The sequence below is a fragment of the Liquorilactobacillus satsumensis genome, from assembly GCF_964065465.1.
GTDB classification, from domain to species: domain Bacteria; phylum Bacillota; class Bacilli; order Lactobacillales; family Lactobacillaceae; genus Liquorilactobacillus; species Liquorilactobacillus satsumensis.
On the sequence record NZ_OZ061606.1, the window covers coordinates 11,948 to 24,767 of the forward strand.

Annotated in this window: 11 protein-coding genes and 1 pseudogene; 3 read left to right on the forward strand and 9 right to left on the reverse strand. The window is 32.4% G+C overall.

Features of this window, described 5'->3' with window-relative positions; all coding sequences use genetic code 11:
• Positions 1-221 precede the first annotated feature (221 nt).
• Together AB3Y88_RS00050 and AB3Y88_RS00055 are read right to left on the reverse strand one after the other, a co-directional pair.
• The gene (locus tag AB3Y88_RS00050) at positions 222-809 is read right to left on the reverse strand and encodes a site-specific integrase (RefSeq protein ID WP_367293330.1); all 588 of its coding nucleotides are present in this window, start codon (positions 807-809) and stop codon (positions 222-224) included.
• A 4-nt stretch (positions 810-813) separates the two neighbouring features.
• Positions 814-1,053 carry a hypothetical protein gene (locus tag AB3Y88_RS00055; protein WP_261909720.1) on the reverse strand — a complete coding sequence of 80 codons (240 nt, stop codon included), beginning with the start codon at positions 1,051-1,053 and terminating at the stop codon, positions 814-816.
• A gap of 191 nt (positions 1,054-1,244) precedes the next feature.
• Here AB3Y88_RS00055 and istA point away from each other — a divergent pair.
• The 3 genes and pseudogenes from istA (at position 1,245) to AB3Y88_RS00070 (ending at position 4,377) form a co-directional block, all read left to right on the forward strand.
• Positions 1,245-2,458: pseudogene (istA, locus tag AB3Y88_RS00060) on the forward strand (IS21 family transposase).
• Positions 2,445-3,275 carry an IS21-like element helper ATPase IstB gene (istB, locus tag AB3Y88_RS00065; protein ID WP_313819558.1) on the forward strand — a complete coding sequence of 277 codons (831 nt, stop codon included), beginning with the start codon at positions 2,445-2,447 and terminating at the stop codon, positions 3,273-3,275. Before istA ends, istB begins: the two are co-directional and overlap by 14 nt.
• Positions 3,276-3,624: 349 nt before the next feature.
• On the forward strand, positions 3,625-4,377 hold the full coding sequence (locus tag AB3Y88_RS00070; protein ID WP_367293331.1) for a hypothetical protein: 753 nt from the start codon (positions 3,625-3,627) through the stop codon (positions 4,375-4,377).
• 45 nt (positions 4,378-4,422) lie between these two features.
• On the opposite strand, the gene AB3Y88_RS00075 is transcribed toward AB3Y88_RS00070, so the two are convergent.
• From AB3Y88_RS00075 to AB3Y88_RS00105, 7 genes are all read right to left on the reverse strand, one after another.
• The gene (locus tag AB3Y88_RS00075) at positions 4,423-6,189 is read right to left on the reverse strand and encodes an AlwI family type II restriction endonuclease (protein WP_367293332.1); all 1,767 of its coding nucleotides are present in this window, start codon (positions 6,187-6,189) and stop codon (positions 4,423-4,425) included.
• A gap of 3 nt (positions 6,190-6,192) precedes the next feature.
• Positions 6,193-7,176 carry a Dam family site-specific DNA-(adenine-N6)-methyltransferase gene (locus tag AB3Y88_RS00080; protein WP_367293333.1) on the reverse strand — a complete coding sequence of 328 codons (984 nt, stop codon included), beginning with the start codon at positions 7,174-7,176 and terminating at the stop codon, positions 6,193-6,195.
• Complete coding sequence (locus tag AB3Y88_RS00085) at positions 7,173-8,420, reverse strand: DNA adenine methylase (protein WP_367293334.1); 1,248 nt, start codon at positions 8,418-8,420, stop codon at positions 7,173-7,175. Before AB3Y88_RS00085 ends, AB3Y88_RS00080 begins: the two co-directional genes overlap by 4 nt.
• Before the next feature lie 229 nt (positions 8,421-8,649).
• The gene (locus AB3Y88_RS00090; RefSeq protein WP_367293335.1) at positions 8,650-9,021 is read right to left on the reverse strand and encodes a hypothetical protein; all 372 of its coding nucleotides are present in this window, start codon (positions 9,019-9,021) and stop codon (positions 8,650-8,652) included.
• A 10-nt stretch (positions 9,022-9,031) separates the two neighbouring features.
• Positions 9,032-9,616 (reverse strand): hypothetical protein, encoded by a 585-nt coding sequence (locus AB3Y88_RS00095; protein ID WP_367293336.1) that lies wholly within the window; start codon positions 9,614-9,616, stop codon positions 9,032-9,034.
• Between the two features lie 10 nt (positions 9,617-9,626).
• Positions 9,627-10,778: a phage tail tip lysozyme gene (locus AB3Y88_RS00100; protein WP_367293337.1), complete on the reverse strand. Its 1,152-nt coding sequence runs from the start codon at positions 10,776-10,778 to the stop codon at positions 9,627-9,629.
• 225 nt (positions 10,779-11,003) lie between these two features.
• The gene (locus AB3Y88_RS00105) at positions 11,004-12,815 is read right to left on the reverse strand and encodes a CD3337/EF1877 family mobilome membrane protein (protein WP_367293338.1); all 1,812 of its coding nucleotides are present in this window, start codon (positions 12,813-12,815) and stop codon (positions 11,004-11,006) included.
• Between the last annotated feature and the right edge of the window lie 5 nt (positions 12,816-12,820).

A 12,820-nucleotide genomic window follows, 5' to 3' on the forward strand; every position in this document is an offset into this window, starting at 1 on the left:
ATAATTTATCTAGTAACGTTTAGTTTTCATTTAAATTAATTTTTTTATTTTTATCATCAAATTAAAAAGGCCTTGAAACACCTTTGTAAAAATAAAATGTTAGGTAGTAATAAAAATTACAAACCTGTTAAACAAAAAACGTTTAACTGTACCACAAATAAAGAATTGCTTGTCTAAAAAACGTAGACAAACAATCCTTTTACTTGAGGTGTGATTAAAAACTAGCCAAAATTAATTTTATCCAGCATACGTTCCCTGCTTACCTGATCTAAACCAAGGTATTTTAAAGTCATAGCTTCGCTACTATGATTAAGCAGCTGCATAACTAAGCCAATATTATAATTTGATTGTGTATAAACCCGATATGCGCCCGTTTTACGCATGGTATGTGTACCTAAATAATTAATTCCTAACAAGTCACCAACATGTGCCATAATCTTATAAAACTGTTTTTCAGAAATATGACGATTGGGTCTTTTAATCGAAGGAAAAAGCCATTCAGATTGTAAATTATGTTTAATTAACCATTGTTGATATTCAATTAAATCACTTTTAACTGGTTTTAAATATAAAGTATTTGGTTTACCAGTTTTTTTATCACGAATATAGGCATTATGTTTAACCAAACCATCAGAATTATAAATTTCTTGATATTTTAAGCACATAACATCACTTACACGTAGAAGCGTAGCTTTGCCAACTTGAAAAATCGTATAGTTGCGCTGACCAGCCTTAAAATCTTCTAGCAAACATTTTTGAACTTGTTGTAAAATGTTTGAATCTTTAATTGGCATAACAATCTGTTTCATAATTTTAACTCCTTATTAAATACATTATTTTTAACAATAATTTCATTTCTTTATGAATAAAGAAAATACCTTCATCTGCAAATGAAATTCCTTCCTTTGAAATACAGGCAAGTTTTTTTCCATTTTTAGATTTTAAATACATATATATTTCGGTAGTACCACATATTTCTAAAGTACGGTAGTTCTCAGCAGAATACTTTTGATTATATTTTTCTACTAACTCTAATAATTTTTTAAATCTCATAACATTCACCTCTTTTAATAAATAATAGTAGAGTACAAAAAATCGCTCCTTTTTAGGGGCGATTAATCAAATATATTAAAGTAAATGTCAGCAACGGTTGTAAAATGTTGGAAAATACCGATTAGAAAATGTCGGTTTTCCAACATTTTTTTACGGTAAAATAAACGCATCTCAAATTTGGAGGAACTGAAATGCGTTTAGATGTTGAGCAGTGTGTCCAGCAATATATTATGAACAAAATAAAGCCCAACTTCGCTGAAATTGGTCGGCGATACGGTGTTGATCCACGAACGGTAAAAAGATACTACAATTTAGGGCTTACGCCCCCAGATGAGCAGCCACAACCCTTACGGCGGCCGAGTAAACTTGACGATTATCGAAAAACGATTGAAGAAAAGGTTCTAGAAGGCTGTTCGGCAACGGCAATTTATTACTTTATCAAAGAACGTGGCTATCAAGGAAAGCAAAGTATTCTCAGAGACTATTGTCGAACCATCAGAAAAGCCGCAACGAAAAAAGCCACTATCCGGATTGAAACCTCGCCAGGGATTTCAGCCCAGGTTGATTGGAAAGAAGATTTAACGTTGGTTTCTCGGCATGGAGAGATTGTCAAAGGCAACATCTTCTTATATGTTTTAGGGTACTCGCGAATGAAATACATGCAATTTACCTTCAGTCGCAGCCAAATTACCTTTTTTGATTGCTTAACTAATGCCTTTTGGGCAACCGGGGTGTGCCGAAAGAAATCTGGTTTGACAACCAAAAGGTTGTCGTCGATCATCATAAAAGTAATTTTGGTAAGCCGGTATTTAATGAAACCTTCGTTGAATACGCTAAGGACGCTGGTTTCAAGCCAATTGCTTGTCGACCGTTTCGGCCACAAACCAAAGGAAAGGTTGAGGCGCTGGCCAGAACTACTCAGCGAATCAAAGTTTACAACCATGAGTTTGAAGAGCCGCTAGACTTAGCCGAGATCGTCCATTTGACGTGTGATCAGCTGAATCATGAGAAGTCTCAGGCGACTCAAATTCCGCCTTATTTATTGCTTGATAAAGAAAAAGAGTATCTCCAGGATTTTGATCACGACTTACTCGATGCCTATGCCAGCCAAACCATCGCAAGGAAAGTTAGCAAGGAATCAATGATTGTCTTTCAAAATCGGAAATACTCCGTCCCCATAAGATATATTGACGAAACCGTACAAATTAAACACGATGACAATACTCTATACATTTATTATAACGGAGAATTAATTCGTTCTCACCCTATTTCACTGAAAAGATTTACTTACCTTCGCGATGACATGGAAGAGATTGTCCGATCAGACCTTTATAAGAATCGTGATGACCGAGTCATTGATGATTACGTCGACCGAAACCTGAAGATGTTTGATGAAATGGAGTGAGAAAATGGCCAATTACCAAGCTTTATACACCAACCTTAGACAATTAAAGTTAGATCGTTTCGCCGAACATTTAGGCTACCTATTGGATCATCAAGATGAAGCACCCAAGTCCTTGAGTGATGCCTTATTCGAATTGACAACGGCTGAGCTTAAATACCGGGAACAAAAAAAGATTAATTTGAGAATTAAACTAGCCCGCTTTCCATATGAAAAAACGTTAGCTGACTTTGACTTTAGTTATCAACCGGGAATTAACCAAGGGATAATTGAGGACTTGGGATCACTAAGATTCACCCAAGAGAATCAAAACGTTTTGTTTATCGGCACCTCCGGTGTCGGTAAAACTCACCTAGCCACCGCCATTGGAATTGAAGGGTGTAAACAAGGAATTTCAACGCAGTTTATTCGATGTAGCGACCTCATCAACAAGCTTCAAACAGCACAAGTTCAAGGCCGGAGCGAAGAAGTGCTACGCCGGTATGCCCGTTTTCAAATTCTAATCATTGATGAGATTGGTTATCTTCCAATTGAGTCAGTGGGCGCTAAGCTGTTTTTTCAGTTAATTGAAAGACGATACGAACGGAAATCAACCATTATCACCACTAATATTCCGCTTTCTAAGTGGGGAAACACCTTTTCAGATAAGATGTTAGCTAACGCCATTTTAGATCGCTTGGTTCATCACGCTAAAGTTATCCGAATCACTGGTCGATCATATCGAATGAAAGATCATTTAATTGAAAAGAAGGATAATTCCGGACCTGATTTATCAGGTTTCAACGCACAAAATAAAGAAAGGAGCAGTGAGACACTGTAAACTTTATCGGTAAAAAACAGCATTTTTTAATCGGCAAAAAACTACATTTTCACATCGGCGTTGACAAGTAAAAACACTAATGATAAAACCTAAGTATATAAACACTGCTACTAAAGTAATTCCTAAGGGTTATTTATAATTTATGGTCCCTACAAATATTTACAAAAAAATTACAAAAATTCACCACATGAATTTTCTAAAAAGCTATGAATGAAATTTTATTGTATGCTGGAAATTGATACCACTATGATGTATAATTCTTACGGATATAAATAAGCTAAAAAGATAACACAATATATTTACGCTAATTAAATTATGAGAAAAAATACTTTTATATGGAGAATAGCAAATGGAACAGATAATAATTAAACCACAAAAGTGTAACAAAACTTCAATAAAAAGAAATTACGCAGTGTTAAAGATGTCTTTTTCGGATTTTTCTGTGAACGATCAAAATAAAATTAAACTAGAAGCGAACCAACTTGCCGCAATGGCTAATAGTGGCGCGGCTAATAGTGGGCATACTAGAAACTCAATGGTTAAAAAAAATGATGCATTTGCTGGAATTATTTCAGAGTATGCAACTATGTACTTGTTGAATTCCTTAGTACCGAATTCCGCAATTCGTCCCCCAGTTACAAACACAGAAAATCAAGTAGATGTTCTATGGCATTATTTAAATCAAGATTTATCTATTGAAGTTCGTTCATCATTTGTAAACAATGGTATACCGTTTGCATTATTTGCTGTTGATAGTTACACTGGAAAAACATATTTTGATGTACTCGGATCATACTATCAGCAATCATACAAGAGTCATTATGAGCCTCCGAAAGATGCATATTCGCGTGTACTGTTTGAAGGTAGAAAATATAATGTTTACAATCGTTTTGTTATTCAAAAAGAATGTTTCTATGTAATTGGTTTTATGGATGGGCCGACGCTAATCAATACAAATTACCACAAACCACTTACACCCAATAGCGCATTCACAAAGCATGGCAGTTTGACAGGTTCCTATTATGTTGCACCTATGGATACTATTACAGACATTTATAGTTTAGCTAATAACGTTAAATTAAAACTAAATAATCCTTTTTAATAGCAATAGGTAAAAATGAGAGTTTCTAACTAAGATCCTCATTTTTTATATTTTAGGCATTGTTTGGGGTTTTACATAGTCACGGATAATTTTATAATCTCGAATTGAAGCAATACTCTGTGAAAAATCTACAAAATCTCTTATATCCCATGGGAAAATATCGACGTTATTAGTTTGTCTAATTAAGGCAACTTGGTCTCCAACATCACGAGAAATGTTTGACGCAAGGAACAAAGAAAACCATTCATTAAATCTTAATTTATCTTCTATGTCTTTATGAGCGGTGGCTAACACATGATTTCTTATTGAAGGCAATTCGTGTTCTACTTGAAAACTACGTGCTTTTGAAATGGTTGGTTCTATTATGGCATGTATATTACCTTCAAATACATCTATATCTGCACCAATTTGGCTGTTTCTTCCGCCTGATGCAGTATTGAAAGGTATACCTTGATCATCTGCCTTATAATTTGCTATAATCCTTAAATTTGGAAGAGCTTTTTTTATTACAATTGCAGATAGGAATTCTAGACGTGCAGTTTCTTTAACATACTTCAAAATTAGATGCGAAGTTGGACGCTTTTCAACACTATTGAGCATCTCATTTTTTAAGAAACTCCAATCATTTTCAGTAGACCACCTCTCAATAGCTTTTTCCTTGGCATCTTTAGCTTCTTGTGTTTCGACTAATAGTTGAGAAAAAAATAGTTTTTTGTCAACAGCACCCATATAATCAAAATAATTATCTTTATCATCACCAAAATTAATATTTGAACTATATTTATTAAGAACATGGTCTATTTTTTTTTGCTCGTTTTTATTAATGTCGATAAATCTACCTGCACCTCTAAGGGATATCAACATCGTTAAGCGAAGTTTTCTAATTATTTCGTCAGGAGTTTCAATAGTGATTTTTTCGTATTTATAATCTTTTTTTTTTGAAGTAACAAATTTTGAACTAGCTGCTGCAATAACATTATTTGAAGTTGTATTATCCATCAAGTTCATAGCATAATCATATATTATTTCATTAGAAGTGTTATACCCGAATTTTTTTCTAAATGAGTATATATATTCACCTAAAGTCTTGTAGTCGTTATTGCCCCAAGTGATAATAAATGGTAAATCTTGTTTAGAAATTCCAGGACGTTTATATTCTTTATCTAGATATTTAATGGTATTTAACACTAGAGGAAAAAAGTTTACTTTAATAGTGTTTTTTCTGTAAGGATTATTTATCTGATATTTAGCAAAAGCATTAAGAAAAGCGGATTGTTCAAAACTTTCATCATATGAATATTTTTTTGGATAGCCATTTTTATAATCAGTAATCATCAATTTCCCGTTCGGAGAAATTTTTATTTTTTCACCTTTTTCAACTCGAACAAAACCTAGTTCATTTAGAAAATTGAATTGAGTATGAATTCTGGATTCCCAACCACCCTTCCATCCTGTATCTTTGTGAGCAGTTATAGTATTTTTCAGTAAATAAATAATTTTATTGGTTTTTATCTCGCCAGGGTTGCCCTTAAGCCATTCCTTGTAATAAGTTTCAACCTTCTTATTAGCTTCTGAAGATTGATCTTCTGCTGAAAATAAAAACTTATTACTATATGACCTCATGTATTTACCGAGTGTGTTTTTAGTAGGTTCAAATATTTTCCAACGAATTATCTCACCCTCTAATTCAAGGGCAGTTTTGTCATCAATAACTTTCCCTTCAAACTTACTTAGAATGGAAATAAACTGCGGAATTCTGCTCGGATTCCGCAGTGTTGTATCGAAAGAGATTGGTTTTCTTCTTTTTGCCATCTTTTACACTAAACCTCCATTTAAATAATTTGTTACGTATATTTCTTTACTGCTTCTTTTAATAGTATTATCAAACCTCGAAATATAATTACTCTCAATTCGGTATTTATTATATTTTTGGGACCAATTTAATAAAATATTATTTGTTTTTCCTTTATGAGATATCATATTTGAAAGCCCCCAATAAATTCCATTGTCAGAGAGACGATCTAATAAAGTATATAAGCGATGTTCCTCCTCATCTTTCCAAAATTTATTGTAGTCACTAAATGCTATCAAATATGGAGGATCAAAATATAAAAAATCTCCAGGTTTTATATTCTGTGATTCTACAAATGTTTCAAAATCTAACCCAGAAGAAAGAATGATGTCATTGTTATTATACCAAAATGAATAGTTTTCAAGTGCTTTTGTAACATTTTTGTTCCAGTCAACGTTTCCAACAGGTAAGTTAAATTTACCTTGACTATTGAAACGAATCATATGATTGAAACCATATATCAATAATAGATATAGTAAATCAATATTAGATTGGTTTTTGTTATAGTCATTTCTTAGTTTCAAATAGGATTTTTTATTATATTTTGAAAAATAAGTTTTACCATAAATTTTCTTGAGTTCCTCAATTTTTGCATTTGTACCTTTTTCAGAAAGGCTTAGATCATAATCTTCAATAAGCCTGTACATTTTCTGAATAAATCCATGAATATTTTCTGAGCTTTTTTGTAAATGCTTATGTAATCCCATAATTTTATCATCCATATCATTCATGATAAATTTGTTAGCCTTCACATTTATTGATGCACTTCCACCACCACAAAAAACATCATAATAGGTATTAATATTTTCAGGAAATAACTTTTTAAGTTGGGGCATAAGTTTATATTTATCCCCAACATAAAATAATGGAGATCTAATCGATTTAATCTTATTGGATATATCAGTCACTTCATAAATTTCTGCAGAGAATAACGAAGTTTGCATCATTTTCTCACCTCCGTAATAAACACAAATTCTTTATGATCTTTTAGATCAGTTTTTCCAGCATTAAAGAATTTAAACGGTATTTCAAATTTTTGTGTATTACCGATAGAATTCAATGATTCAAGAATTTGCTCATGAGTAATTTTATTTTTTGAACTATTACTTTTTGACTTGTAAGTATTACTGTAGGTCACAACTATATATTTTGCATTTAAGTTCTTAATTAAATCATCAAAAACTTTTGGAGCGCACTTTTTTGAATATGCACTCATATTTTCAACTGGTGGTTTCATAGCAACCCCTTCAAGTTGAGGCTTATCCCATTTAGTTATTTCTTCCAAAACATGATAGAAACGTGAGTACTGACGAGAATTATAGGGAGGATCAATAAAAGCAATATCTGCTGTTACGCTACGAATTAATTCATTTGAATCTTTCCGATAAATTTCTATCTTTTTTCCTGATACATCTAATGGATTAATTAGTTCAAATTTAAAGCGATCCTGAATTTTTATTTTTTTGCGATATGCATCATAATGACCTACTGTGTTTGCAACTTTATCTGCTGAATATATTAATGACGCGATTAAAATAGATTTTTCTCTTTCATTAAGATTGTAAGAGTAGTGAATTATGGCCCTAATTTCACCAATTATTCTAGCATCATGATTGCTAAAAAATTTATTTCCATAATTATTAACAAAGTAATCATTATCTGTTGTATTTGTTTCTATTGCTTGGAATTTTTTACAATAATTTATAATTTTTTTTGATCCATAATGTTCAGTACCAAAAAAAGCCTTGAAAATAACGTTGTTAGAAAATAAAAAGTCATTTAAAATAAATCGATCATATTTAGGAAGCATTTTTTTTGTTACAACACCAGTACCAGCAAAAACATCGAAGAATGAATTACCAATAGTGTGTGCCTCTATCAAATTTTCTATCCAATTTAACAACTTATTTTTATTACCAATGTACCGCCTATTTTCAAGGCTATACTTACCATTAAGATTTGTAATTTCAAAATTTTCTTTATCTTTTGTAGCAGCTAAATTCTCTAGTTCTTTCATAACCGTAAACTTACTCTTCCCAATAGTCTTAGCCACAGCATCAAAGTATTCAATGTTCCATTTGTCTAAGTCACGCTTATTTATATTTCTAACAGTAGTTTCAGGGATACCCGAAACTAGATGAACTTGTCTTAAGTTAGAATTATTTTTTTTTAAATAATTTTCTAGTATCATGTAATACACCTCGTAGGAATATTATACTCTATATAATCCATCAAATAAACAAAAAATGGCGTATTTGTTGGACTGAAATAAAAATTCCCTTATTTTTCTGCTTGAATGATTCAATTAAATTAATTAGACTACATTCCATTAATTTTAATGTAAAACATTTCAAAAACGATCATATTCAATTTTTTTGAAATGTTTTATGTGCCTAGATAAAAATATACTATATTATTAGTTATTTATTTTGATACATAATTTTAAGGCCTAGTATATTTGTGTTATCAGGAGAGTCATTAAGATAGCTAATATCTTTAGACGATTTATAGTAAATAAACCAATCAATAGTTTGGTTTCGATTTGGATATTTAAAACTAATACTAATTAGGTGCTCGTTTTCTGCTGGATCATCATAAATAACAATTTTAGTATTTTGATTGGTCAACTTCTTTTGACCAGGAACAGCAATTTTATTTTCATAATTGAGAACTTGGTTGATTTCATAGTCATATTTGGTTTCGTGTCTGTAGTATGCAAAGCCTAGAATTCCTAAACCTATGACTGCTAATAACGTTATTATAATTAGTTTTTTATTCTGTAATAGTTTCATTTTTGTCCTCCTAAAATGTTGATATTTCAGTAATCTTTCCTTGTTTTGTGTTATAAGTAAATTGGTATTTGATATTATTTTTTGTTTGATTACCAGAACTAGTTGTCTTAACTGTTCCGATAAAGATACCCTTAACTTCGTTATCTTCTGAATGTTGTTCAAAATAAAAGGTAGATGCTGTTAGTTGTGAAGTTGCATTCAACTGTTTTAATTGTTTGGTAGCTGTTGATTGGTTATCAACTGATTGACCGCCACCAAGGTATGTTAAAACATCATCAGTGGCATATTTTGCAGCAGTTTGTTGTTTTTCTAACCAGTTATCTGCATTCCAATTATTTAAGCTTTTGAACAATTTTGTTGCAATATGTTCTGCTTTTTTATCAGGATTATTTTTACTTGTAGTTGTTGAAGTAGAACTGTTTTCAAAAGTAACTTGTTGAGCTGTTAATTTCTTATTTTCAGCTTTTAATTTTGCTATCTGTGCTGATTGCTTTAGACTTATGCTACTTTGTTTTTGATTAGTTGCGTTAATTTTATAAAAGACACTTAGTGCTAGAATTCCGATTATAATCAAGATTATTTTATTTCTATTCACCCTATTCACCTCATTTATACTTATCTGGCAATAAGCTTGCTCTAATTCGACCATATGAAACTTTACTCCAGTTGCCATATGTTGGATTATTTGCTTGCCAAACGTTTGTTTTTTTAATTCCAGAATTTTCCTCATCAATCATCTGACCATTTCCGATATAGATCCCAACATGACTATACCCTGACCCAGCACCGTCATTGACTGAACTGTAAAAGAAAACTAGATCGCCAGCTTTAGCATCTTCTTTTTTTACCTCATCAACATCTTGTGACCATTGCGTTTGTGACGTCCTAGTCAGTGTAATTCCGATTTTATTAAATGCCCAGTAAGTGAAACCTGAACAGTCAGTTACGCCATGCACTGCTTTAGCGGTTGCTGAATTATCAAGGTTCGAAGGATTACCACCCAACAAATAGTTATCGGGAACTTTGTCTGCCCATTTATTAGCCCAAGCCGATAAATCCGTCCACCACTTGTCAGTTGGACCAGAGACACTAAGTGCTTCACCAGCATTTTTATCACAAGTTTGATCTGTTTCAGTAATTTCAACAGTATTTGAATTAGAGTTATCTCCTGTTGAGTCTTTAAACTTGTTGTACCAATACTGTGCATTGCTTGCTCTAACAGTGTTATTGGCTTCATTCTTTCCAGCTCGTTCAAAGCGTAATTCCCATTGAACCGCGGCAATAACTGGATCAGTTGAATTTTTAGCGTAATCACCTAAATTAGTCTTTTCAGCTCCATTGGCTTCTTCATAGAGAAACATAACTTGAGCTTGAATACTATCAGGATCTTTGCTGTGTTCGGCTGCGAAGCTCTTTTCATTAGTTAAGCGATTACCTAACCATTGAGCAATCCCATGTGCGCCAGAACGTGAATTAGTCGAAGTAGGATTGATATTTGATTCTTGTTGTAAGTTACCTAGAACACCAGCTATCGCAGCTTTAGACCAACCTTGATTAATTAGATAGTTCCAAATAATTTGAGCGTTCTTTTCAGTATCTTTAGATATTTGATTACCTGAAATGCCTAAATTATTGGCACAATCTAAATCCATGACATTACTTTTTTCATTGCCACCAAAAATCATAAAAATAATAACAATTAGAATAACCAGCAAAAAAATCGGGATCATTAAGATCCCGACTAACTTTAATTTCATTTACTCACCTCATATTTCTTCACGACTGACATAAAATTGGTGGGAATTTTACTTTCGTGAATAGTTAATTAACATCGGTTCTGGATAAATATTTTTCCAATGTTTTTGTTTACTTAAAGCTGGGTTATATTTTTGAATAGCTAGTTGATTAAGCTTTTCCTTAGACTCAGCTTGTAGGTAAATATTGAGCGAAAAGTATCCCACCAATTGCCACATAAGATTCACCTACTCTCTCATTGATTCGATTTTTTCTTGTATTTTATCTGTCTTTACTTTAGAGTCATTTAACTTCTTTTTAGCTTGATATTGTGCTTCATTTAACCCTGTAATCTGTTGTTTAGTTCTAGCATTAACCATTAACTTGCGTTCTTGTTTTAGATCTTTTGGTTTGATTGGATCAGGTATTTTACTATCCTTACCTTTTTCAAAATGATCATCAATTTTAACAATTCTTTTTTGCCGAATTTCTGTTTGAGTGCTTCGTTTAATTTTTTCTGGTTCAGTACCCTTTTTATCTTTAGGGTCAAGTTGCTCTGAAACTGCTGATTTTTGTTTTCGTTTTTGAGCCATTTTTTTAATAAAAGTGGTTGGTTGAACATTTTCTTGTGGAGTTCGCCTTGTTTCACCAACCTTCTTTTTGGCTTCACTAACATCGGCAGATGTTTCACTGCTAGAAGTACCACGACTAAAGAAACTTGCCACTTTTTCTCCCGAATTTCTGACAAAATAATTAGCGTTTTCTAGTCGATCGTTAGCTTGATGAACACTTTCAACAATTTTTTCTTTTTGATTATTGACAGTTTGTAAAACTTCTTTAGATGAGCTAATGCGACCACCAGAGAAACGCTTAATCAGATAACTACGATTCTTCCAGCCTAAAAACATAATCAGCCATAAGACTAAAGCATTAACAAAATATCCAGCGTAAGAGTTTGGTGGAATGATAATATCAACGATTTCTTGGCAGACATTGAGTGCAAGAATTCCAAGCACTAAACAAGCTTTCGAGAAGAATAACAAAATAACGTCCATCAAGCCTTTAAATAAACTGCTAGAATATTTTGGAATCAGACTCAACAAAGCCATAATTGGTAATATTAATGATAAAACTAAAGCAAAAATCTGCACGCACAGATTTAAAAAACCAATCGCAAATAGTGGAACCCCATAGCTGATTGACACCAACGGTGACATTAACGCAATTAGTATCTTGTAATACATATGATTTTCTTTAAGATATTTGTTATTACTATCACTAACTTTTTCACTAATTGAATCAGAGTCTTTGTCATAATCGAACGAAAGAAATTCATATGGATCTTCATTGGCTTTTTGAATATCAGCAATATCCGTTTTGCCATAATTCATTAAATAATAGGGTCGTTCAATAGATTTTTCAAAGAAGTTTTTACGGACAATACTAGTAGCATCAGCATTTTTGACTGTTTGTGAATCGTCTAGACTCATTAATGAACTTTGTGCAGTTGTCGAAATTGAATTAAAAGTTTGCAACATATAACTGGAATTTTTGAACCAGACAGCTGAGAAACCAACAATCACAAGCGTTAAGAATATTTTTTTCAGACCGTCTCGCTCATTTTTAAAGGCAAAGATATAAAAAGCACTCAGGATTGAAATTACAAATAAGATGATCCCAAACTTGCCAAATAAGTTATCCCATAGCTGACCAGAAAGACCAGAAATCTTATCAATCAAGGTGTTAATACTGTTATTGACTGAGGTTGCACCAAACATCATTTGGAGAGAAAAATCGAAGATTTTAAACACAAAACGATTGATCTCCCAAAAGAATCCAGTTAAAGCAGTAATTGCCTTTAGCGTTACATCAGTTAATCCAGCCTTTTCCATGTAAGGATTAAAAGAGTCCAGTGTAGAAAGAATTTTGTTCATATCATAGCCAGCCAAAATATTTTTCACAGACGAATTAGAAGCTGCCAAAATAGAAATCTTGCAAAGTAAAAGACTAACCAACGCAGCGGCGCCAATTAGTCCAAACGTTTTAAATTTACTTTTCAAATAGT